General features: G+C 66.9%; 18 protein-coding genes. 9 read left to right on the plus strand and 9 right to left on the minus strand.

Annotated features, from left to right (window positions below; translation table 11 throughout):
* Positions 1 to 25 precede the first annotated feature (25 nt).
* Positions 26 to 5,890, minus strand: coding sequence for a DUF4082 domain-containing protein (locus IRG63_RS05065; RefSeq protein WP_193509391.1), 5,865 nt, complete (start codon positions 5,888 to 5,890; stop codon positions 26 to 28).
* Positions 5,891 to 5,903: 13 nt separating this feature from the next.
* Complete coding sequence (locus IRG63_RS05070; protein ID WP_193509392.1) at positions 5,904 to 7,427, minus strand: sugar transferase; 1,524 nt, start codon at positions 7,425 to 7,427, stop codon at positions 5,904 to 5,906.
* A gap of 334 nt (positions 7,428 to 7,761) precedes the next feature.
* Between IRG63_RS05070 and IRG63_RS05075 the strand changes: the two genes are divergently transcribed.
* The gene (locus IRG63_RS05075; protein WP_168626117.1) at positions 7,762 to 8,631 is read left to right on the plus strand and encodes a neutral zinc metallopeptidase; all 870 of its coding nucleotides are present in this window, start codon (positions 7,762 to 7,764) and stop codon (positions 8,629 to 8,631) included.
* Here the strand turns inward: IRG63_RS05075 and IRG63_RS05080 are convergent.
* Positions 8,628 to 9,197, minus strand: coding sequence for an HhH-GPD-type base excision DNA repair protein (locus IRG63_RS05080; protein WP_193509393.1), 570 nt, complete (start codon positions 9,195 to 9,197; stop codon positions 8,628 to 8,630). The genes IRG63_RS05075 and IRG63_RS05080 overlap by 4 nt on opposite strands.
* 118 nt (positions 9,198 to 9,315) lie before the next feature.
* Here IRG63_RS05080 and IRG63_RS05085 point away from each other — a divergent pair, with 118 nt between their 5' ends.
* The 4 genes from IRG63_RS05085 to IRG63_RS05100 are packed head-to-tail and all read left to right on the plus strand — an operon-like array spanning position 9,316 to position 12,966.
* The gene (locus tag IRG63_RS05085; protein ID WP_193509394.1) at positions 9,316 to 10,248 is read left to right on the plus strand and encodes an ABC transporter ATP-binding protein; all 933 of its coding nucleotides are present in this window, start codon (positions 9,316 to 9,318) and stop codon (positions 10,246 to 10,248) included.
* Positions 10,245 to 11,063, plus strand: coding sequence for a hypothetical protein (locus IRG63_RS05090; protein WP_193509395.1), 819 nt, complete (start codon positions 10,245 to 10,247; stop codon positions 11,061 to 11,063). The genes IRG63_RS05085 and IRG63_RS05090 overlap by 4 nt, the downstream gene beginning before the upstream one ends.
* Positions 11,064 to 11,065: 2 nt before the next feature.
* Positions 11,066 to 12,319 carry a sensor histidine kinase gene (locus tag IRG63_RS05095; protein WP_193509396.1) on the plus strand — a complete coding sequence of 418 codons (1,254 nt, stop codon included), beginning with the start codon at positions 11,066 to 11,068 and terminating at the stop codon, positions 12,317 to 12,319.
* A gap of 11 nt (positions 12,320 to 12,330) precedes the next feature.
* Positions 12,331 to 12,966 carry a response regulator transcription factor gene (locus IRG63_RS05100; RefSeq protein WP_193509575.1) on the plus strand — a complete coding sequence of 212 codons (636 nt, stop codon included), beginning with the start codon at positions 12,331 to 12,333 and terminating at the stop codon, positions 12,964 to 12,966.
* Position 12,967: 1 nt separating this feature from the next.
* On the opposite strand, the gene IRG63_RS05105 is transcribed toward IRG63_RS05100, so the two are convergent.
* Entirely contained in the window at positions 12,968 to 13,357 is a 390-nt protein-coding gene (locus IRG63_RS05105; protein WP_193509397.1) for a co-chaperone YbbN, read from the minus strand.
* Between the two features lie 139 nt (positions 13,358 to 13,496).
* Between IRG63_RS05105 and IRG63_RS05110 the strand changes: the two genes are divergently transcribed.
* Both IRG63_RS05110 and IRG63_RS05115 read left to right on the plus strand, forming a co-directional pair.
* Complete coding sequence (locus IRG63_RS05110; protein WP_193509398.1) at positions 13,497 to 14,003, plus strand: GNAT family N-acetyltransferase; 507 nt, start codon at positions 13,497 to 13,499, stop codon at positions 14,001 to 14,003.
* Between the two features lie 303 nt (positions 14,004 to 14,306).
* On the plus strand, positions 14,307 to 15,641 hold the full coding sequence (locus IRG63_RS05115; protein ID WP_370566181.1) for an NAD(P)-binding domain-containing protein: 1,335 nt from the start codon (positions 14,307 to 14,309) through the stop codon (positions 15,639 to 15,641).
* 103 nt (positions 15,642 to 15,744) lie between these two features.
* Here the strand turns inward: IRG63_RS05115 and IRG63_RS05120 are convergent, their stop codons facing one another.
* From IRG63_RS05120 to IRG63_RS05130, 3 genes are all read right to left on the minus strand, one after another.
* The gene (locus IRG63_RS05120) at positions 15,745 to 16,428 is read right to left on the minus strand and encodes a VOC family protein (protein ID WP_193509400.1); all 684 of its coding nucleotides are present in this window, start codon (positions 16,426 to 16,428) and stop codon (positions 15,745 to 15,747) included.
* A 104-nt stretch (positions 16,429 to 16,532) separates the two neighbouring features.
* Positions 16,533 to 17,801 (minus strand): MFS transporter, encoded by a 1,269-nt coding sequence (locus tag IRG63_RS05125; protein WP_349236116.1) that lies wholly within the window; start codon positions 17,799 to 17,801, stop codon positions 16,533 to 16,535.
* Between the two features lie 101 nt (positions 17,802 to 17,902).
* Positions 17,903 to 19,240 (minus strand): MFS transporter, encoded by a 1,338-nt coding sequence (locus IRG63_RS05130; protein WP_168626127.1) that lies wholly within the window; start codon positions 19,238 to 19,240, stop codon positions 17,903 to 17,905.
* Between the two features lie 96 nt (positions 19,241 to 19,336).
* Between IRG63_RS05130 and IRG63_RS05135 the strand changes: the two genes are divergently transcribed.
* On the plus strand, positions 19,337 to 19,912 hold the full coding sequence (locus tag IRG63_RS05135; protein ID WP_168626128.1) for a nitroreductase: 576 nt from the start codon (positions 19,337 to 19,339) through the stop codon (positions 19,910 to 19,912).
* 100 nt (positions 19,913 to 20,012) lie between these two features.
* Positions 20,013 to 20,393 (plus strand): nuclear transport factor 2 family protein, encoded by a 381-nt coding sequence (locus tag IRG63_RS05140; protein WP_168626129.1) that lies wholly within the window; start codon positions 20,013 to 20,015, stop codon positions 20,391 to 20,393.
* Positions 20,394 to 20,452: 59 nt separating this feature from the next.
* Here the strand turns inward: IRG63_RS05140 and IRG63_RS05145 are convergent, their stop codons facing one another.
* Both IRG63_RS05145 and IRG63_RS05150 read right to left on the minus strand, forming a co-directional pair.
* Positions 20,453 to 20,995 carry an RNA polymerase sigma factor gene (locus tag IRG63_RS05145; protein ID WP_168626130.1) on the minus strand — a complete coding sequence of 181 codons (543 nt, stop codon included), beginning with the start codon at positions 20,993 to 20,995 and terminating at the stop codon, positions 20,453 to 20,455.
* Between the two features lie 44 nt (positions 20,996 to 21,039).
* A complete protein-coding gene (locus IRG63_RS05150; protein WP_168626131.1) occupies positions 21,040 to 22,191 on the minus strand; it encodes a PLP-dependent aspartate aminotransferase family protein in 1,152 nt (383 codons plus the stop codon).
* Positions 22,192 to 22,234 lie beyond the last annotated feature (43 nt).

Here is a 22,234-nt window from a genome sequence, read left to right on the forward strand (position 1 = left end):
GCTTTCCTCGGATTCTCGTTGGTGTTCATGGGGTGGTGAAGATCAGGTCGACCCAGAAGTTGTGGTCGGTCACCTGGGACGGGTAGTCGGTGCCGTAGACGAACGTGCCGCCATCCGCCGGAGTGGACAACGGTCCGCTCGTGGTCGGGAAGCGGAGGCCCTTCAGGTCGACCGCGTAGCGACCGGTGGTGCTGTGCACGGTGACGCGGTACTCGACGCCCGGCTCGAGCCTCACCGGCGTCGTGAGCTGCGCCACCTGCCATCCGCTCGGCGTCTCGTCGGTGAACTCGAGCTGCGCCAGCCGCTCGCCGTTCGCGTTCCACAGCGAGCCGGTGTGAACACCGGTGTTGCCCTCACCCTTGTAGAACCGGATGTCGGTGACCTCACCGGCCTCGCTCGTGAAGAACCTGGTGCCGAACTGGATGGCGAGCGGGTCGTTCCACTCAGGGTTCTGCGGCACGGCGTCGCTGGCGAAGAGCGAGTAGACGTCCACTGTCGGAGGGGCGGCGGCGGTCGTGAACGACCAGGTCCCGCCGGCAAGCGCCGTCCCGGCCGCGGCGACGGATACCTGGTAGGAGGTCGACCAGGCCAACGGCTCGGTCGGCGTGAAGGTAAGCGTCAAGGTCGCCGCATCCCAGTTCGTCGTCCCGGGCACGGCACCGGCCGGGCCGGTCAGCGACAAGACGGGCGCTTCGGCCGGCGCGGCGGACACGGTCGCAGTCACGGCAACTGTCGGTGCGATGTCGACCGCGTTCGCGCCCGGGTTGGTCGAGGTCACGGTGACCGGGTCGGCGGGCGGGTCGACCGGCGGCTCTGCGGCGGTGGTGAATGACCACGTTCCGCCGCCGAGCGCGGTACCGGCCGCGGTCACCGTGGCTTGGTAGTTCGTAGAGAAGGCAAGCGCCTCGGTCGGCGTGAAGGTGATTGTCCTGGTGGTCGCTTCCCACGTGGTGGTCCCGGCGACAGCGCCAGCCGGTCCGGTCACCGACAGCTCTGGCGCCTGGGCGGGAGCCGCCGAAAGCACCGCACTGATCGAGGCGGACGGGGTCACGCCCGTCGCGTCGGCACCGGGGCTCGTCGAGGTGACCGTCACCGGGTCAGCTGGCGGGTCCACCGGCGGATCGGTGGGGACCTGGTCGGCGGTCGTGAACACGACATCCACGAAGTAGCTCGACGCGTTCCAGCTCCCGGTGGGGAAGCCGCCGGCAGAGCCGTAGAGGAATCGGCCGTTGCCGAGCGTCTCGGCGACGATGGGCCCGTTGCTGCGAGGAGTGCCGAAGTAGCCCTGCGCGTTGGCGTAACCGCCGTTTGGCGCCAGGTACGACACGACGTAGCGGTCGCCAGGCGTCAGCGTGACCGGCGAGCCGAGCGTCGCCCGCTGCCACCCGGTCGCGGTCTCGTTGGTGAACGTGACCTGAGCGAGGCGGACCCCGGAATCGCTCCACAGTGATCCGACGTGGGTGCCCGTGTTGCCTTCGCCCTTGTAGAAGCGGATCGCGGTCACCGCCCCGGGCTGGGACACCGAGAACACCATTCCCAGTTCGACGGATGTGGTGTCGTTCGCCGAGGGGGTCGCTGGGACCTCGTCACCGTGCAGGGTGAAGTTGCCGCTGGGCAGCGGTCCTCGTTCGGTCGTGAACGACCAGCTGCCGTTCTCGACCAGCGCTCCCGCGATGGTGACCTCGGCCGCGAAGCTGGTGTTCCAGGCGAGCGGGGCCTCGGGTGTGAACGTGACCGTCTTCGTCGTCGCGTCGTACGCGGATGCCCCAGCGACAGGGCCGTCCGCTCCGGTCAGCCCCAGCGTCGGGGTCGCCGAGTCGCTGTGAGCGGAGAGTTCCGCGCTCACGGTGGTGGCCGGCGAGACCTCCGTCGCATTCGCCGCCGGGTTGGTCGTCAGCACAGTGGGCGGTGCGACCGGGGTCGCGTTTCCGGTGTCGAACACGATGTCGACGAAGTAGTTTGTGGCGTTCCAGCTCTGGTCAGGGAAGCCGCCCGGCGAGCCATAGCGGTAACGACCGTTCAGGCTGGTGTCCGCGGTCAGCGGACCGTTGCTGCGCAACGCCTGGAAGTAGCCGTTCGTGTAGGAGTAGTGCCCGTTCGGTGCGAAGTATGACACGACGTAGCGTTCACCCGGCACCAGCGGGACCGGTGAGGACAGCACCGCGGTCTGCCATCCGCTCGCCGTCTCGTTTCCGAAGGTCACGGTTGCGAGCCGCTGGCCCGCGGCGTTCCACAGCGATCCGCGGTGGACACCGGTGTTGCCGGGTCCCTTGTAGAAGCGGATGCCGGTGGCGACGCCCGGCTGGGACACCGCGAAGCCCATGCCGAGCTCGACGGGGTCGTCGTCGGGCGACGCGATCACCGCCGGAGTCTCGCCGCCGATCAGGCTGTACTGGCCCTCGAACGGCACGGCCGCCGTGGTCGTGAACGACCAGTGACCGCCGGACAGCACGACCCCGCCCACACTCACCGTCACGGTGTAGGTGCTCTCGGTGCCGAGCGGCGCGGCCGGCGTGAAGGTGACGGTGCGGGCGTCCGGGTTCCACGACGTATTGCCGGCGATGGCTCCGGCCGAACCCGACACCGCGACCACGGGCGTCTCGGAGGGACTGCCGGACAGGGTCGCCGTCACCGTCGTGGAGGTCGGTACATCACTCTGCCCGGCGCCCGGGCTGCTCGACAGCAGCGACAGCGGCAGCGGCGCGTTCGCGTCGGTGACGAACACGACGTCGACGAAGTAGTTCGTCGAGGAGCTGGTACCGGGGAATCCGGCCTGGTAGGTGAACATGCCGGCCTCCGTCCCTACGCGCAAAGGCCCGCGGGTGAAGCCGTCGCCGGAGAAGTCGAACAGCGTGCCGGAGTACGCACCGACCTCGGTGCGGTAGGCGGCAACGTATTCAGTGCCCGCCTGAACCGGGACGCTCTGGCCGAGGAACAGGGTTTGCCAACCGGATGCCGACTCGTTCACGAACGTCGCACTCGCAAGTGGGGTGCCGGATGCGGTCCACAGCGAACCGACGTGGGTTCCTGTGTTGCCGGTCCCCTTGTAGTACTTGATGCCGGCGATCGCCCCTGACACTGTCGGCGTGAAGCGAACGCCGAGCGTCACCGCGTTGCTGTCGGCGATCTCGAGGATGTCGGGGATCGTCCCGTCAGCGAACAGGCTGCACGGGCACTCGACGCTCTCCTCACCCGCTGTGGTGAAGGACCAGGTGCCGCCCGAAGTCAGTTGCGCACCGGTCGTGCCGGTTGCGGTGAGCGAAGCGGTGTAGGTGGTGCGTTCGCTGAGCGGTGCGGACGGGACGAAGGTCACCGTGCGGGTGGTTGCGTCATAGCTGGTCGCGCCGGCGACCGAGGCGCCCGTCGAAGCGGTGAGCGTGACGCCGACCGACCCCGGCTGCACGGCGGTGGTGAACCGCGCGCTCACCTGCGTGTCGATCGGGACCGCCTGGTCCCCGGCCTGCGGCCAGTGGCTCGTCGCAACCAGGGGGACGCCGGCGGTGGTCTGGAACAAGGCATCAACCCAGTAGTTGCCTGACTGGTGGGTTTCGGTGGGGAAGCTGCCCGCGTCGTTGTACAGGCCGGCGACCGCTCCGAAGCCGCTGTCGACCGTGAGCGGCGGTGTCGGCGGAGTCCAGGCGGCGAAGTAGTTAGTGCCGAGCGCATAGTGGCCCCGCGGTGCGGTGTACGACACGATGTACGACTGCCCGGCGCTGACCGGCACGGAGGTGCTGAAGACCGCGGCCTGCCACCCAGCAGCGCTCTCGCCCTGGAAGGTGACGCTTGCCAGTCGGTTGCCGCTGGCGTCCCACAGCGAGCCGACGTGGGTTCCGGTGTTGGCGGTGCTCTTGTAGAACCGCACGCCCGTGACGAATCCGTTCACCTCGGGCGTGAACCGCAACCCGAGTTCCATGGCGTCGCCATCGCCAGAGTCGACCAGGGTGGGAAGCTGCTCGCCGAAGACGCTGTACGGGCCGCTCACATTGAGGGTGAGCGAGCTGGGGGTGGCCGGGTAGTTCGCGCTGTCGTCGATCGCGCGGACCAGCACGGTCTGCGCGCCCGCCCCGCGCTGGTGGTAGCTGTAGCTCCACGTTGTCCTGCCGGTCGCGGCATGCCAGGTCGCGCCACCGTCGGTGGAGACCTCGACTCCGGCGACCACGCCGCCGACATCGGATGCCGTGCCGGTGAGCGTGACGAGGCTGCCGTTGCTCACGTTCGTCCCGGCGGCGGGCGAGGTGATCGCGGCCGTCGGCGGAGTGCTGTCGGATGACGCAGTCGCGGCGACGAGACCGGTCATCAAGGTTGCCGGCTGAGCCCCCATGTCGGCGAGCAGGTTGACCTGCGCCTGCTGCATCCGCTGATCGGGCACCGCGCCGTCCCCGTCATGCCCGTCGGCGAGACCCCAGGACCATTGGATGCTGCCGGCGGAGAACACCAGGGCGCCGCTGCCAGCGCGATACATGGTGACGTGGTGGGTTGTCGTCCCGGGCACGACGGTGTTGCCGAAGTCGGTGAGGTACTGCGGCACCGGCCCGACGGTGGTCGACAGGTGGATGAGCCCGTCCGGCCGGAATCCGTTGTCGAGGTCCTCGTTGGACTCGTAGCCGACGGTGTGCGGGGCCAGCCGGGCCACGGTGCCGGGTGCGAGCGTCGCGACGGACGTGTTCCGCCAGAGCCGGGACTTGCCCTCCTCCGCTGAGACGGTCACCCGCTGGTCGACGTCGTTGACGACGTACGCGGTGCCGGTGAGGGCGTTCTCCGGCAGACCCGCGCCGGCATCGGGGGGCGCAAACCGAGGATCGCGCCAGGTACCCGTCCACTCGGCCGATGGGTCGATCTTCGCCGCGGCCTTGGTCTCCTTGTAACAGACCAGGGTGCGGTACGCGGTGGTGTCGGCTGACGCCGCCGGCTCGTACCGGATGCGCCAGTAACCCTCGTTGCCGCTGAGGAATTGCAGGTTCACTCCGGCGTCCCGCGCCGCTTCGATGTTCGCGCGCTGCGCGCCGGACCAGTACTCGTCGTGGCCGACCGAGAGGAACACGTCGTGATTGAGCAGCTGCGAGCCGCGACGGTCGGTGTCGACGTCGCTCGTGTAGCTGACGTCGTAGCCGTTGCGCTCGAGGAAGCGCACCATCGCGTATTCGCTCGCGAAGTAGAAGTCGCGCGCTGTGGTGCCGTCCCGGGTCGCGAACGGCCGGTTGTAGCTGATCTTGTAGGCACGGCCGTTCTCGCCACCCGCATACAGGCTGGCTCCGCCGTGCCGGTTGTAGGCCTGCCATGTGGTGTCCGACGTCTGGAACAGGATGTCGGACTGGCTCGCGTCGTCACGGACGATGAAGATGATGTGGCTCTTGCCGCCTGTGTCGGAGCGCTTCAGCAGCGCCACGTACACGCCGGAGACCGCGTCGGCCGGGACGGTCCAGGATGCCGAGACCCCCCAGTTGCCGCAGTCGTACAGCGCCGTCTCGACGTCGGTGATGCACGCCGGCTGATTCTGCGGCAGCGACGCTGAGGGGGAGGCGCTGCCGATCAGGCGGGCGCCGAGACCCTGGTACCAGCCGGTGCGGAAGATGTCGATCGTGTAGGCGGAAGCATCCGTGTCGATCTTGAAGTCGATTGTGCCGCCGACGTTGACGCTGATGTCCGTCCCGAAGCCCTGGATGGTGTCGTCGCCGTCACCGCTGATGTCCCAGACTGCGGGGTCGGTTCCCGGCTTGCTGTTCTCGCAGCTGACCTTGTTGCCGCCGGGGCCGCACGGTTCGGCGGCGGAAGCGGAGGGCGCAGGGGCGACAGTGATGAGCGTGGCCGCCACCAGGGCGGCCGCGCCGACCATGCTGAGTGCGCTGCGGAAGCGTTGCCGTGCGGGACGCTGCTCATGCCTGATCACCATGGTCTGCCCGCCCCTAGTACGCACCGACGGGATGGATGAGTACTCGCAAGGTGCGCCACATGATGACCAGATCGCCGATCAACGACCAGTTCTCGACGTAATACAGGTCGAGCCGCACGCTCTCTTCCCAGTTGAGGTCGGAGCGGCCGTTAACCTGCCACATGCCGGTCAGCCCCGGCCGAATGAACAAGCGGCGGTGCACAGAGCCTTCATAGGAGAGCACCTCCCGCGGCAGGGGCGGGCGCGGCCCGACGAGGCTCATGTCTCCGGCGAGCACATTCAGGAGCTGCGGGAACTCGTCGAGTGAGTGCTTTCGCAGCACCCTGCCGACGGCTGTGACCCGCGGGTCGTCCTTCATCTTGAACAGCAGCCCAGCGCCCTCGTTCTGCGCGAGCAGGCTGTCAAGCCGCTCGGATGCACTGTCGTGCATCGAACGGAACTTGAGCATCTGGAACGTCTTGCCGTTGCGGCCGACGCGCTCCTGTCGGAACAGCACACGGCCTTCGCTGTCCAGCTTGATGGCGATCGCGATGGCGGCGAACAGCGGCAGGAGCGCCACCAGCGCGATCGATGACACGGTGATGTCGAATGCGCGCTTGAGCAGGTGCTTGCCGCCGTCGAACTGCGGGATCTCGACGTGGATGAGCGGCAGCCCCTCGACCGGCCGGAAGTGGATGCGCGGCCCAGCAACGTCGGTGAGCCGCGCGGCCAAGATGAGCTCGGCGGCGGTGCCTTCGAGCTTCCAAGCGAGGGAACGGATGAAGTCACCGCCGCGAGCGGCATTGCCGGCAACGATAACCGCGTCGACTTGAAGCCGGCCTGCGATGTCGGTGACCGCGTCGAGCCCGTAGTAGCGGGGGAACGGCAAGAACTGATCCTGCTGCTTCTTGGGCTTCTGGCCGTCGATGACCACACCGACTACCGAGTATGCGCCGCGGCAATTCGCCTCGATGCGGCCGACGACGTAGTCGACGTCGCTCCGTCCGCCGACGACGATCACCCGGTACAGGAAGTGGCCGAACCGGCGCTGGTGCCAGAGCCAATGACGCCACACCCACCGGCTTGCAGTGAGCGCAACCGCGCCAACCGGCAGCACCAGGGCGAAGTATCGGTTGGGCGCCGGCAATTGGAGCATTGTCGACGCGATCGCAAGAACGCCGAGGGTGGTGACGCAGGCGGTCACCACCCTCTTGTATTCGGCGGAACCGACACTTACCGCGCGCAGATCGCGCGTCCGGAAGGTTGACATGAATGTCATCCACACCGCGCTGATGACGCCGGCGATCATGACCGTCTCGGTTCGGAACTCGGTAAGCAGAGCTCCGACGACGGTGGCGACAATAATCAGGGTGTCGCTCAGCAGCAGCCTGTCTCGATAGACGCGGCCCCACGATTGCGCGGAGGTTTGGGGCCCATGCTCGCCTCCGACAAGGCGAAGCTGCGGGCGTGCCTGCTTTGCTGATCGTGACGCATGGGTCCGGGGCGTCACAGCCTCGCGCATGCGGTCGGGGACGTGTCGGGGTGCACGCTCGCTCATCTGAGCCTACGATTCGGGTTCGTATTCGGGTGTGGCTACTCGGGGATGGTGCGGGGTCGCTCGTCCGGGGTAAGCGGATGAACGATCGCGTCCAGGCGGGTGACTGGAGCGACGATGTTGCGTACTTAACGGCCCGAAAGTTTCGGGAGACTGCTGATCCTGCCCCACGAATGGGGGTGTAGCGAGAAAGCTACCTTCGCCGCTCGCGACCGCCCACCCCCAGTATGGGGCACATCTCGGCGTGTCGGTTTGTAAAGTCGGGTCTCAACCCACTAAAGGATGATTCTCACCTAACGCTCAGATTCCGTGCCGGGGTGCCCCCTACGGTGAACCAATGACCTTCAACCCCGATGCCAAGATCGACAGCGGCAAGGTGAGTCACCGCGGACGCAACACCGGATTGGCAGTGGGTGGCGGTGGGATCGGTGTCATCGCGATCTTCCTGATCTCCCAGTTGTTCGGCGTCGACCTGAGCGGGCTCACCGGGGCGGGAACAGGCGGTGGACAGGCGAGCGACGAGCCGGTCACCGGTTGCGAGACCGGAGCGGACGCGAACGAGAACATCGACTGCCGGATGGCCGGCGCCGCCAGCTCGCTGGACGTCTACTGGGCCGACCAGTTTCAGACCGAAGGACTCCAATACGCCACGCCCGGTTTCTTCTTGTTCGAGGATGCGACGAACACGGCGTGCGGTGGTGCGACAAGCGCCGTCGGGCCGTTCTACTGCCCGCCAGACCAGGCGATCTACCTCGACACCGGGTTCTTCGACGAGCTGCGCGGCCGGTTCGGCGCGTCCGGCGGCCCCCTGGCGGAGATGTATGTCGTCGCACACGAGTGGGGCCACCACGTGCAGAACCTGGTCGGCACGATGGACCAGCTGAACCGGCAGGAGACGGGACCGCAGTCGGATGCCGTGCGGCTCGAGTTGCAGGCCGACTGCTACGCGGGCGCGTGGGCAGGAGCGGCGTCGACGGTGCCGGATGAGACTGGCACGCCGTTCCTGCAGCCGATCACCCGGCAGCAGATCGCCGACGCGCTCAACGCGGCCGCGGCGATCGGCGACGACCGCATCCAGGAGCAGGCGACCGGGCAGGTCAATCCGGAGGGCTGGACCCACGGCTCGAGTGAGCAGCGGCAGACCTGGTTCGAGCGCGGCTTCGAATCCGGGCTCGGAAGCTGCAACACCTTCGAGGGGACGATCTAGCCGTTCTTGGCTGCCGCCTTGGCCGTCCGCTTGGTCTCGCGCACCTTGGTGAGGGATTCGGCGTCGACGATGTCTGCGACCGACTTGTGCGAGCCTGACTCGCCATACGCGCCGCTCGCCTCGCGCCATCCGGGAGCCTCAAGACCGCACTGCTTGCCCAGCAGCGCCAGGAAGATCCGGGCTTTCTGGTCGCCGAAACCGGGCAGCTTCTTCAGGCGCTTCAGGATTTCGGCGCCATCCGGGTCGCCCTGGGTCCAGATCGCTGCAGCTTCGCCACCCCAGTCGTCGACGACCACTTGGGCGAGGGACTGCACGCGCTCGGCCATCGAACCCGGGAACCGGTGCACCGCGGGGGTCTGCTTGAACGCTTCGGTGAATGCATCCGGGTCATAACCGGCGACCGTTCCTGGGTCGATCGCGCCGATGCGCTGCCTGATCTTCTCCGGCCCGGCGAAGGCGGTCTCCATCGCAACCTGTTGGTCGAGCAGCATCCCCACCAACAGTGCGAACGGGTCCTCGGTGAGCAGCTTGTCGGCGGCGGGATCGCCGGTGATGTTCAGGGCCATGCGGTCATTGTCCCACGCCGGTACGAGCCGTCGGTGGTACCAAAGTACGACCCGGATGCGGAAATCGGGGACCGCAGGCCGATGCCTCGAACCCGGGGTGATTCGTACCGTAGCGGTCATGATCGAATCACATTCACTCAGCAAGCGTTACGGCGCCAAGACCGCCGTCGACGACGTCAGCTTCACTGTGCAGCCGGGCATCGTAACCGGATTCCTCGGGCCGAACGGCGCCGGGAAGTCGACCACCATGCGCATGATCGTCGGACTCGACCGACCGAGCGCCGGCACCGTCACCGTCAACGGCAAGCGCTACGCGGAGCACCGCTCCCCGCTGCGCGAGGTCGGCGTGCTGCTCGACGCCAAGGCGGTGCACAGCGGCCGCTCGGCGTACAACCACCTGCTCGCGATGGCCGCGACCCACGGCATCCCGAAGACCCGTGTCAAGGAAGTTATCGGCATGACCGGCCTGGACGCCGTTGCCGGGAAGCGGGTTGGCGGGTTTTCCCTTGGAATGGGTCAGCGCCTCGGAATCGCCGCGGCGATGCTCGGCGACCCGCACACCCTCATCCTCGACGAGCCGGTCAACGGCCTCGACCCCGAGGGCGTCCTGTGGGTGCGTTCGTTCCTGCGCCACCTGGCCGCCGAGGGCCGCACGGTGCTGCTGTCCAGCCACCTGATGAGCGAGATGGCGCTCACCGCCGACCACCTCATCGTGCTTGGCCGCGGTCGAGTGGTCGCGGATGCGTCGGTGTCGGACGTCGTCGCGGGCGCGAGCAAGCAGACGGTGCGGGTGCGCAGCCCGCACGCCGACCGTCTTGCTGCCGCCCTGTCCGGGGACGACACCACCGTGCGTCGCGTCGACGCCGGCTTCCTCGAGGTCGTCGGCGCATCCGCCGGTCAGATCGGCGACCTCGCCGCCGAGCTGGGTGTGGCCGTGCACGAACTGACCCCGGTCACGGCGTCGCTTGAGGACGCCTACCTGCAACTCACCGAAACCCATGTCGAGTACCGCACGGCGGCCGACGTTCACGAACTGGAGCTCTCCCGATGACAACGCTCGCCCCGTCCCGCCCGTCCTTCGCAGCCTCGAGGCTCAGCTTCGCCGGTCTGCTCCGCTCCGAGTGGATCAAGTTCCGCTCGCTTCGGTCCACCTTCTGGTCGCTCGTCATGATCGTCGGCTTCGCGGCCCTGATCTCGTTCCTCATCGTCAGCGAGGCGATGCCGGTCAGTGACGTCGCGCTTCCGCTGGCCATGCAGCAGGATGCCCTGGCTCAGGGCATCACGCAGGGCGTGACGTTCAGTCAGCTGATCGCCGGTGTGCTCGGCGTGCTGATCGTCACCGGCGAGTACTCGACCGGGATGATCCGCTCCACCATGGCCGCCGCCCCGAGGCGCTTGGGCGCCTACGCCGCCAAGATCCTGGTCGTCGCCGTCTCGATCTTCGTGGTCGGCGTCATCGCGAGCCTGGTCTCCTACCTCGCGGTGCTCCCGCTGCTCGCTGACCGCGGCATCCACGTCACGCCGCTTGACGCGGTCGTGATACTCGGTGTGCTGCGCGCATCCGCCTACCTCGCCCTGGTCAGCGTGTTCGCTGTCGGAGTCGGGATGCTGTTGCGCAGCACCGCCGGCGGGCTGGCGACCGTGTCCGGCCTGCTGCTCGTGCTGCCGATCGTGCTGATGATGATCCCCGCAGAGTGGGCGGTCAACGTCGAGGCGAACATGCTCACGTCGCTCGGTGCGGACGTGCTCGGCCTATCATCGACTGTCGAAGCCGGTGAGGTTCTCGAGCTGTTCGCGAAGATCGCAGCCTGGCCCGCAGCCGCCGTCGCACTCGGCGGAGTGGTGCTCGCGCGGAGGGATGTCTGACAATGACGACCGAGAGCTCCCCGACGCCCGCAATCGGCGACGGGGAGCTCCGTCTTCCCCCGCCGCCTGGGGCGATTCGCCGATTCTGGGCGGCGCATCCGCGCACCGTGGATGTGCTCGTCATGCTCGTGTACGCCGTGCCTGCTGCGGCGGACCTCATCCTCGGCGCCCTCGCCAATCTCATGGGCGCCGCGCCGGACACCCCAACGCTGGTCGCGCGCGTCATCACCGATATCGCGGTCGCGACGGCGCTGATGTTCCGGCGGAGCCACCCGCTGACTGTCACCGCGGTGGCATTCGTCGCCAGCGTTGTGATGCTGCCGCTTGGGTCGGATGCCGATTGGTCGCTCGTCGGCTTGATGATGGGGCTGTACGCCACCGCCGTTTACAGGGGCGCCCGCGAGGCGTGGATCGCTTTCGGTGTAGCCGGCGGCACCTGGGCGCTGCTGAAGCTGCTGGCCGACCCGCCGACAGCGATTTTCGACGCGATCTCCGGGCTGGCGTTCGTGCTGCTTGCGACCCTCATCGGCACAAACGTCGGCAACCGGCGTCGCTACGTCGCTGCCCTCGTCGATCGGGCAGCCCAGCTCGCTCGGGAGCGCGACCAGCAGACGCTGCTGGCAGCCGCATCCGAACGATCGCGGATCGCTCGTGAGTTGCACGACATCGTCGCGCACAGCCTGTCGGTCATGGTGCGGCTGTCGGATGGCGCGCAGGCCGTCGCCGAGACCGACCCGTCTGCAGCAAAGGTGGCGATGGAGCACGTTGGGACCGTCGGCAGGCGCTCCCTTGCGGAGATGCGCAGGCTGCTCGGCGTGCTCCGCGAGGACGGGACGGCCGTCGAAGCTGCTCCTCAACCGAAACTGACCGACCTGGCCGAACTCATCGACGGGTACCGGGCGGCCGGGCTGCCGGTGGTCCTGCAGCTGTCGGGCACGCCTCCGACGGCCGATGGTGTGCAGGTGGCGATCTTCCGTACCGTGCAGGAGTGCCTGACCAACGCGCTGCGCTACGCCCGCTCGCCCAGCCGAGTGCTGGTCGACATCCGGTACAGCACGGCGGAGGGCGTGGTGATCGAGGTGACCGATGACGGCGCATCCGGCCCTGCGCAGGAATCGGTCGGCACGGAACGCGGCCTGATCGGGATCGCGGAGCGCGCGGCGCTCTACGGTGGCAGTGTCGACAGTGGAGAGAAGCCGGATGGTGGGTGGCGCGTGCGCGTCACGCTGCCGCAGGCGCGGGAGGACGAGCAGTGACGATCCGGGTGATGCTGGTCGACGACCAGGATCTGCTGCGCATGGGGCTCGCGATGGTGTTGCAGAACGAGGAGGACATCACCGTCGCGGGGGAGGCGGCCGACGGGTTCACCGCGGTCGAGCGTGCGCTCGAGCTGCGCCCGGACGTCATCCTGATGGACGTGCGGATGCCCGGCCTCGACGGCATCGAGGCCACCCGGCGGATCATCGCCGAAATGCCCGATGCGCGGGTCATCGTGCTCACGACCTTCGACCTGGACGAGTACGCGTTCGGCGGGCTGAATGCCGGTGCGAGCGGATTCCTGCTGAAGGATGCGCCCGCTGCGGAACTGGTCGCGGCGATCCGCGCTGTGTACAGCGGTGAGGCGATCGTGTCACCGCGCATCACACGCCGGATGCTGGACCTTTACTCGGGAAAGCTTCCCGAGACGGGCGGGCAGGCATCCGGAAAACTGGATCTGCTGACGGATCGTGAACGGGAGGTGCTCATCGCCATCGGTCGTGGGCTGTCGAACCCTGAGATCGCGAGCGAGCTGTTCCTCAGCGAGTCGACGGTGAAGACTCACGTCGGGCGCATTCTGCAGAAGCTGGAGTTGCGCGACCGGGTTCAGGCGGTCATCCTCGCGTTCCGCGAGGGACTGGTCTGAGTTAGGCGGTTTCTTCGGCCTGCTCGCCCTGTGTGGCCTGCTCGGCGATCTGCGCGTGCACCTTGTCCATGTCGAGCTCGCGAACCGCGGTGAGCACCTGGTCGAGCGCCGGTGCGGGGAGTGCGCCCGGCTGGGCGAAGACGAGCACGCCGTCACGGAATGCCATGAGGGTGGGGATCGCGGTGATGCCAGCGGCGCCGGCGAGGGCCTGCTCGGCCTCGGTGTCGACCTTGGCGAACGTCACGTCGGAGTTGGCGTCGCTCGCGGCCTCGTAGATCGGGCTGAACTGCTTGCACGGTCCGCACCAGTCGGCCCAGAAGTCCACAAGCGTGATTCCGGGTGCGGTGACGGTCTTCTCGAAGTCCTGTGCGGTCAGGTCGATGGTCGGCATGTGGCCTGCTTTCTTTTTCGGACAATCCAGCCTAGGCAAGTTCTCCTGTGTAATCACGGGTCGATGCCTGCGCCTCGCTGATCGAGCTTGCCGAGATCCCCCAGCCAGCCGACATTCGCGCCCGCATTAGTGTTCTTGGGTGACGAACACCACTCTCGGCCCTGAAACCGTCCTGCGCCGCGCAGTGATCGGGGACTGCCCGCAGCTCCTTCGCCTCATTCACGAGCTTGCGATCTATGAGAAGGAGCCGGATGCCGTGCGCACCACGGTCGAGGACCTCGAGCGCCACCTCTTCGGCGAGTCCCCGGCGGTGTTCGCGCACGTTGTCGAGGAGCGCGGTGAGCTCGTCGGGTGTGCGATCTGGTTCCTGACATTCTCGACGTGGGAGGGGACTCACGGCATCCACCTCGAGGACCTGTTCGTGCAGCCGACGCACCGCGGTTCTGGCTTCGGCAAGGCGCTGCTCGCGGCGCTCGCGCGCGAGTGTGCTGAGCGCGGTTACAAGCGGTTGGAGTGGGCTGTGCTGGACTGGAACCAGCCATCGATCGAGTTCTACAAGGCCCTCGGCGCCATGCCGATGGATGAGTGGACAACCTTTCGCCTCGACGGCGCCGCGCTGCGCAATCTCGGCGCCACAACAGTCTGACGGGTCAGATATCGCCCTTGCGGATGCCCCGCAGGGACCGTTAGCGACCCTCGGCAAGGGCGCTCCCGGCTGCCTCAGATCCCCCTCCTGTTAGGTTGGGATGGTGCCGGTGTGAATAACGCGGCATTCCTCTCCAGCAATAGTGCCGCGAACTTTTTCTGCGACTGGCTGGAGAAGATTTCGACCCCGCCACCGGACCGGCGATCGATCGCCGAGGTCATGGACGGATGATTTCAGGCTGCAAAGCCGGAGAGGTACGTATTGCGTAAGCGCGTCGCAATCATCGGAGCTGGACCCAGTGGAATGGCCCAACTTCGGGCATTCGAATCGGCACGGAAGGCCGGCCATGAGATCCCCGACATCGTCTGCTTTGAGAAGCAGGATGATTGGGGCGGTCAGTGGAATTACACCTGGCGAACGGGCATGGACCAGTACGGCGAACCGGTTCACTCGAGCATGTACCGCAACCTGTGGTCGAACGGGCCGAAGGAAGCGCTGGAGTTCGCAGAGTACACATTCGATGACCACTTCGGCCGCCCGATCTCGTCGTATCCTCCTCGCGCCGTGCTCTGGGACTACATCGATGGCCGCGCCCGCAAGAGCGACGTGAAGAAGTTAGTGCGCTTCGCCACCGCAGCGCGCTGGGTCGAGTTCCACGAGGACACCCAGACCTTCACCGTGACCGTCGAGGACCTTGCGAACAAGACCACCTACTCCGAGGAGTTCGACTACGTCGTTGTTGGCTCGGGCCACTTCAGTGTTCCCAATGTGCCGACCTTCCCCGGAATCGAGACCTTCCCCGGCAGCCTGCGCCACGCGCACGACTTCAGGGGTGCAGAACCGCTTGCCGGCAGGGACGTTCTCCTTATCGGCGCCAGCTACTCGGCCGAGGACATCGGCGTGCAGGCGCACAAGATGGGCGCCCGCTCAATCACCATCAGCTACCGCACGCGACCGATGGGATTGGACTGGCCCGAGAACATGTCCGAGGTGCCGCTAGTGGACCACTTCGACGGTTCGGTCGCGCACTTCATCGACGGAACCAGCAAACGTTTCGACGCGGTGGTGCTCTGCACTGGTTACCTCCACCATTACCCGTTCCTCCCATCCGATCTGGCGCTGGACTCCCGCAACACCCTGTACCCCGACACGCTGTATCGCGGCGTTGTCCGCGAGGGCAACGACAGGCTGTTCTACCTGGGCGCCCAGGACCAGTGGTTCACCTTCAACATGTTCGATGCGCAGGCGTGGTACGTCCGCGACCTGATCCTCGGAGCAGCAGTGGTTCCGGATGCTGCTGAGCAGCGCCGCAGCATGGACGAGTGGCTGGCGCGGCTGGCGTCGCTCGACGGTGCCGCGGACGAGGTGCGGTTCCAGGCTGACTACATCAAGGACTTGATCTCCGCAACGGACTACCCGATGTTCGACCTCGAGGAAGTCGGGCGGATCTTCCTGGCCTGGAAACAGGACAAGAAACGCAACGTGCTCACCTACCGTGACGCGGTGTATCGGTCGGTAATGACCGGCACTATGGCAGCCGTGCACCACACGCCGTGGCTCGAGGAACTCGACGACAGTGCCGGGCGCTACCTCTCGCGGCCGGTGCGTGCTGCCGAAAAGGTGAAAGTCGCAGCCTGACCGTCGCCCAGCGGCCATGAACGCAAGAACCCCCGAGCGATCGGGGGTTCTTGCGTGAGCACGACGATGTCAAGCAGCTGGAGGGCGGTGCTGGACTGGCCGCCTAGTCTTCTTCGTCGAAGTCCTCGAAGTCCGGCCACGCCGCGATGTCGATGCCATGGTTCTCGGGCGACGCGATCGTCCACCAGTGGGGAGAGTTCGAGTTGACCAGCCGACCGCCGGCTGCGAGCGCCGCGGCGACCCTTGCCTCTGCCTGGTCGGCGGGCAGTGACAAGTCGATGTGGGTGCGTCCGCGACCCGGCTTCGGCGGATCCAGTTCGTGCACCCACACGTGCGGGCCGCGGCGTTGCGGATCGATCGCATCCTCGTCGCCGAGCAGGTCGTAGCCCATGATCGTCGCCCAGAACGGGCGCACGTCGGCGTCGCGGTCCTGCGCGACGGCGATTCCGGTCACCTGCAGCTTCGACGGATCGGAGCGGTAGCCCGCCTCTCGGGCCGCTTCCTGGATGCGTCGGGCCAATTCCGCGTCGAGCGGACCGAGCCCGCCATCACGCCGGGTGGACGTGCGGATCGTCACCCCGTGCGGCCGCACGTCGAGGTCGGGGAAGTGTCCCACATCGTCGGCGATTCGCCCGACCGCGCCCGCCAGTTCTACCGCGTGTGAGAGGGAATCGCACACGTAGTGCACATAGGCGCCCCAGAACAGCACGCGCCAGTCCTCGACGCCCGGCTGCTTGTGAAACGTCTTCGCGCTCATCCGCGGTGCCGCATCCGTTGCCTCGCTCATCGTTCCTCCAGCTCCGTGGCTCGTCGAGACTCTTGCGAGAACGATAGAACGCTCCGCCGACAGCCGCCGGAACGCAGCGGCCCAATCGGCGGCGACCCAGTGCGTCAGCTGATGGGCGCGTCTTCGTCGTCGCGTGCCGTCCGCAGTGGTGAGGCGATTGCGACTATGAAGGCGGCCGCGAAGAGGCAAACGATGATCATGAGCGCAGGTCGCTCCCCGAGCAGTGTCGCGGCGGTTCCTCCCGCCAGCGCGCCAAGAGCGCCCATCGTGCGGTTGGCGGATCGCATGGTGCCATTCACCCGGCCGAGCAGCGCGTCGGGTGTCAGCCCTTGGCGGAAGCTCATCTCATTCGCATTCTCCAACCCGCCGGCGAACCCCTGAAGCGCAAACGCCGAAAAGACGAGAGCAAGGGCGACAGCATCCGCCTGCGGTGCTTCCCCGGCCGGCGCGAGTAAGACCAGGATCCAGGCCACGGGATAGATGGCTCGGCCGGCGGTGATCGTGGCGCCCGATCCGAACCGTGCACCGGCGCGTGGCGCGAGAGTTGCGCCGATCAGGGTTGCGATGCCTCCCACCGCGAACATCAGACCGTAGACGAATGCGTCGAAATCCAGAGTGCGCAGGGTGAACACGGCCAGCACCGTGAGCGCAGCGGCATTCGCGAAGAACCATAGATGGGTTGACCAAGCGAGCGGCCCGAGAACGCGATGTCGATATGTCCAGCGCAGCCCTTCGGCCACCTCGCGTCGCACGGAGCGCCGACCTGATTCTCGCTTCACAGTCTCCATCACGCGGATGCCAGCGATCAGCACGGCCTCGACGACGTACGTCACGGCATCCACGGCGATCGCGAGCGGCGCGCCGATGACACTGACCAAGAAGCCGCCGAAAGTAGGACCGACAGTCTGCGCGCTCGCCTCTGCCTGATCAAGTCGCGCGTTCGATGCTCGCAGCGCGCGCCGTTCCACGATCTGCGGCAACAGCGACTGCGCGGCGGCGAATCCGAACACGGAGAAAGCACCGAACAGGAGAAGCAGCACAACGAGCACCCAAAGGTGCAACATCCCGACGAACCAGAACGCGGGGATGAGCGCGAGGCAGATGGCGCGACCCAAGCTCGCCAACACAAGCACGCGCTGTCGTCGCCAACGGTCGACATACACGCCCGCGAGAAGCCCGAGCAGCGCATAAGGAATGAACTGCGCCGAGTTCACGATCCCGACCTCGAGCGCGCTGGCCCCGAGCACATCGACCACCAGCACGGGCATCGCCACCGCTGTCAGTGCCGTACCAAACGCACCGACCGCTACCGCCGAGAAGTAGCGTGCGAACGCGCGATTGCGAAACGAACCGGTTCGCGTGTCAGCTGTCACCTGGCGCACCCACCCCCGCTTCAAGAACAGAACGACGCGCGGCCGATCCGTACGATGAAGAACCATCCTCGCATCAAGGCCGAAAGACCGTCGGCGTCCCGCTACCGGCGGGACACGTCGGGAAGTCGCGCCCCTGCGACAACCCCGACCAGCCCAAGCGACGCGAGAAACACGAGAGCCCACACGACGCCGACAACCGCCAACAGCGAGCTGATGCCGCCCACGATCAGCAAGATCACCCCGAGCGCAGAGTTCGACACGGCGACGTAGGCGGTGCGCTGGTCGCCCTCGGCCATGTCGACAATGTAGGTCTTGCGTCCGACCCGCACGCCCGTGTGCACTAGAGTGAGCGCGAAATACGCGGCGATGAAGAACAGGTTGATCCAGCCCGCGCCACCGACTCCGGGCAGCGTCACGATCAGCACGGTCGCGAGAACGAGCGCCGACGCCACACCCGCCCCGGCGCTCATGAGGCGCTTGCTCGATCTGTCGGCGAGTCGCCCGAAGATCCGCCCGCCGATGAGCGCCGAGAGGCCAGAGGCGATGATGAAACCGCCCAGCCCGCCGAGACTGTCGGCGCCGACCTCGATTGACAGCGCCACCACGAACGGCGGGCTCAACGCCGAGACGAGCAACAGGCTTCGCACAGTCACGAACTGCCGGAACGGCTTGTCGTCTCGCAGCAGGGTCAGCATCTGCACGAACCAGTTGGCGTCGCGCGGCCCGCGTTCGCTTCCGGATGCACCCTCGATGGCAGTCGGTTCGCCCGCGGGTTCGCGTATCCCGACGTAGGTGACTGCCACGAGCACCCACAGCGCAGCACCCGCTGCGAGCAACCACGCGAGCTGCGAAGCCGCAAGACTCTCGCCGCCGAACACCCGGAGCGCGAGCCCGAGTGTGAGCGCGACGAGGCCGGCAGCCGTGGTCGCGAGACCGTTGATCTGCCCTCGTTCGCCCTTAGGAATAGTGCGACCCTGCACGTCCTTCGACGCGATGGAGCACAGGCACCGGCCGAGCGAGAACACCGTGAGCGCACCAACGATGGCGAGACCTGCCGCGAGACCCTGGCCGAGCGCGGCGGTCCCGGCCATCACTGCGACTGCCGCGGCCTGCACGAGCGCGCCGGCGATGAAGATCCATTTGCGATGCCGGATGCGCAGGATCAGCGGTGTGAGAAACGCTTGCGGGAGCATCGATCCCGATTCGCGGATCGGGACCAGTAGGCCAATGAGGGCCGTCGGCGCTCCGAGTGCCACGAGCAGCCAGGGCAGCACCGTGGATGCGTTGACGGTCTGATCTCCAGACGACTGCAGCGCGTTGGCGAGCACCAGCCGCAGCCCGTTTGGTGCGATGTCCGTTCGCACCTCGGTTGGCATCGCCTCCTCAGCCTGCGGATTCCGCCTGATGAGCATTGAGTAGAGCTTCTGGGCCGCACTCACGGGTGCAAGGCTAACGACGCGTGCCACGAGCTACATGCATGAGTTTCCGCTGGAGATCATCGCTGCACATCGGAGGGCCGGGGGGACAATGGGCGCATGAAGTACTTCTCAGACCCTGTCCTCGACTCGATGGCGGCGCGACGCTCGGTGTCGAAGGTCGGGCCCGAGACCCCCAGCGACGACGAACTGGCCGACTTGCTCGCGGCGGTGACACCGGTCGCCGACCACAAAGCGTTGCGCCCGTGGCGGCTCATCATCCTGCGTGGTGATGACCGGATGCGCCTCGCTGAGGCCCTCGACGCCGCGGCCGGCGAGGTGCGTGGGCCGGGGGAGTACAACACGAAGCCGTTCCGAGCCGAGCTCTTGATCGCCGTGGTGGCGAGCCCGAAGCCTCACCCGAAAGTGCCGGAGTGGGAACAGCGAGCAACCGCGGCCGGTGCCGGTCACCTGCTCGAGCTTGCGCTGTGGCAAGCCGGCTGGGGTGTCATGTGGCGCACCGGGCTGCTCGCGAACACGCCGCAGGTGCGCGCCGCGCACGGCCTGACCGAGCAGGAGCATCTCATGGGATGGCTGTACGTCGGCAGCGTTGACGAGGGCTTCCGCGCCCGGATGCGCGAGTCGAACCGCCCCCCGTTGAATCCACAGCAGTTCCTGGGGCACATGCCGCGCTAGCCCCGCTGATACGAAGCGGATGTCACACATCGCGAGCTGGAGCGTCTTTCTTAGTAGAGGTCAGCAGACGGCTGGCTTCACAGTGAAAGGACACACAACAATGGCTACCCCCGTTGCCGCACTCAACCAGCTCAATCTCGCGTTCGCAGATCGGTTCAACGCTCGCGACCTTGATGGCCTGATGGCGCTCAATGTCGACAATGTCGTGTTCGTTCCGGCCCCCGGGCAAGCGGTGCAGGGCGAGGCTGCCGTGCGTGGCGCGCTCGAGCAATTCCTGGGCTTGAACCTGCCGATCACCATGACCGTTCGCCACGTCTTCCAGAACGGCAACACCGGTCTCGCGGTCGCTGACTGGACGATCAACGGCACTGGTCCAGATGGCTCCGAGATGGCGCTCGCTGGTACGACCGCCGACGTGGCCGTCTATGACGAGCAGCACGGATGGCGTTACGTCATCGACAACCCGTTTGGCACCGCCTAGCCCACATGCGGATGGCCGGCCGCCGCGATCCTGCGGGGGGCCGGCCTAACGCTTGTTGTTCACGGTGATTCGGACATGCCTGAGGCTCGGCAGGCGGCAAGCGCCTTCCGAGCCCGGGCGATCCGCTGGCGCGCGGTCGCCGGGGTAATCCGAAGCCGTTCGGCGATCTCCGGGGCGGAGAGATCATCGGCCACGCTCATGAGCAGCGGTTCCCGCAAGGTCGCGGGAAGATTGTGGATTGCCTGAAGCGCCCCGTCGAGAATTACGCGCATCTCGACCTCCTGCGTCACGCTCCGCGTGTCGGATACATCTTCATCCAGTTCATCGATAGGACGACGTGACTGCTGTCGTGAAAGATCAGTTACCGCGTTCCTGGCAATGGTGTCCAACCACGAGCACATCTGCCCCGGCTCCGGGGTTTGCAGGTGCTCAACAGACCTCCATGCTCGGAGCAGCACCGTCTGCGCGACATCGTCCGCATCATTGGGGGAGACACCAAGCGAGATGCTGCGCCGGCGCAGTCGTCCCGGGTCATCCGTAATCATCGTGACGAGCGAGGACCGACGGTGGTCTTCCTGCGTGCCGAGATCGTCAGTCATCATGCTTTCAACACTGCCAGACTTCCCCGAGGCCTTCGGGCCGGGTCCTAGGAGTGCGCGGTTGCGAGGGCCCGCTCGAGATCCGAGATCAGGTCGTCGGTGTGCTCGATGCCGACGGACAGCCTGAGCAGGTCATCCGGTGCCGGCGACCCGGCACCTTCAGCGCTCGCGCGGTGCTCGATGAGGCTTTCGACGCCACCGAGCGACGTCGCTCGCTTCCAGAGGCGCGTGTTCGCCGCAACCGCGATGGCCGCGCGCTCGCCGCCCACAGCGCGGATCGACAGCATTCCGCCGAAACCATCGTGCATCTGCCGTTTCGCGATGTCGTGACCGTGGCTCGACGGAAGACCCGGATAGAGCACCTGGGCCACGTGCGGATGTCCTTCGAAGTGTTCCGCGATGCGCAGGGCTGACGCGCTCGCAGCGCGCACGCGGAGAAACAGCGTCCGCATGCCGCGCAGAAGCAGCCACGACTCGAACGAGCCGAGGGTTCCGCCGATCTGGGCGCGCACGCTGCGCACGCGTTGCCAGTGCTCGTTGTCGGCGCGGGTGGTGACCGTTCCCGCGGTCAGGTCGGAGTGCCCGTTCAGGTACTTGGTTGCCGAGTGCATCACCAGGTCCGCGCCCAGTTCGAGCGGCCGGGTGTGCACGGGCGTTGCCGGAGTCGAGTCGACGGCGAGCAGGGCGCCGGCCGCGTGGGCAAGTTCGGCGGTGGCTGCGATGTCGGTGACCGTCCAGAGCGGATTCGCCGGGGTCTCCGCCCACACCAACCTGGTGACGCCGGGCCGGATGGCGGCCTGGACGGCCGACGCATCCGTCATGTCGATGAGCTCCACGTCCAGCCCCCACGAGGTGGCGAAACCGGTCAACCAATTGCGCAGGCTCCAGTACATGACTTTCGGGGCCAGAACGTGATCGCCCGGGTGGAGCGCCTGGAAAACGGATGTCGCCGCGGCCATCCCGCTCGCGAACAGCATGGTCTCGTGTCCGCCCTCCAACGTGGTGACCAGCGCCTCCGCCTGGTCGAACGACGGGTTGTTGTCGCGCATGTAGATACGACCGGACCGGTACTGATTGTCGGCATCGCGCAGATACGTGCTGGACACGTGGATCGGCGGTGAGATCGCCCGAGTCTGCTCGTCCACCCAGCCCAGCGCCTGCGCGGTGAGGCTCTCCGGGGAAAATGCTTCGTCGTCCATGAAACGATGCTACGGCGCGCTTGTCTAAGTGCCGTGCTACCTA

Source organism: Cryobacterium sp. BB736 (assembly GCF_014980265.1).
Lineage (GTDB): Bacteria > Actinomycetota > Actinomycetes > Actinomycetales > Microbacteriaceae > Terrimesophilobacter.

Coding starts and splice junctions, on each gene's coding strand:
- IRG63_RS05065 (WP_193509391.1), bottom strand. CDS start 5,890: ATGGTGATCAGGCATGAGCAGCGTCCCGCACGGCAACGCTTCCGCAGC.
- IRG63_RS05070 (WP_193509392.1), bottom strand. CDS start 7,427: ATGAGCGAGCGTGCACCCCGACACGTCCCCGACCGCATGCGCGAGGCT.
- IRG63_RS05075 (WP_168626117.1), top strand. CDS start 7,762: ATGACCTTCAACCCCGATGCCAAGATCGACAGCGGCAAGGTGAGTCAC.
- IRG63_RS05080 (WP_193509393.1), bottom strand. CDS start 9,197: ATGGCCCTGAACATCACCGGCGATCCCGCCGCCGACAAGCTGCTCACC.
- IRG63_RS05085 (WP_193509394.1), top strand. CDS start 9,316: ATGATCGAATCACATTCACTCAGCAAGCGTTACGGCGCCAAGACCGCC.
- IRG63_RS05090 (WP_193509395.1), top strand. CDS start 10,245: ATGACAACGCTCGCCCCGTCCCGCCCGTCCTTCGCAGCCTCGAGGCTC.
- IRG63_RS05095 (WP_193509396.1), top strand. CDS start 11,066: ATGACGACCGAGAGCTCCCCGACGCCCGCAATCGGCGACGGGGAGCTC.
- IRG63_RS05100 (WP_193509575.1), top strand. CDS start 12,331: ATGCTGGTCGACGACCAGGATCTGCTGCGCATGGGGCTCGCGATGGTG.
- IRG63_RS05105 (WP_193509397.1), bottom strand. CDS start 13,357: ATGCCGACCATCGACCTGACCGCACAGGACTTCGAGAAGACCGTCACC.
- IRG63_RS05115 (WP_370566181.1), top strand. CDS start 14,307: ATGGCCCAACTTCGGGCATTCGAATCGGCACGGAAGGCCGGCCATGAG.
- IRG63_RS05120 (WP_193509400.1), bottom strand. CDS start 16,428: ATGAGCGAGGCAACGGATGCGGCACCGCGGATGAGCGCGAAGACGTTT.
- IRG63_RS05135 (WP_168626128.1), top strand. CDS start 19,337: ATGAAGTACTTCTCAGACCCTGTCCTCGACTCGATGGCGGCGCGACGC.
- IRG63_RS05140 (WP_168626129.1), top strand. CDS start 20,013: ATGGCTACCCCCGTTGCCGCACTCAACCAGCTCAATCTCGCGTTCGCA.
- IRG63_RS05145 (WP_168626130.1), bottom strand. CDS start 20,995: ATGATGACTGACGATCTCGGCACGCAGGAAGACCACCGTCGGTCCTCG.
- IRG63_RS05150 (WP_168626131.1), bottom strand. CDS start 22,191: ATGGACGACGAAGCATTTTCCCCGGAGAGCCTCACCGCGCAGGCGCTG.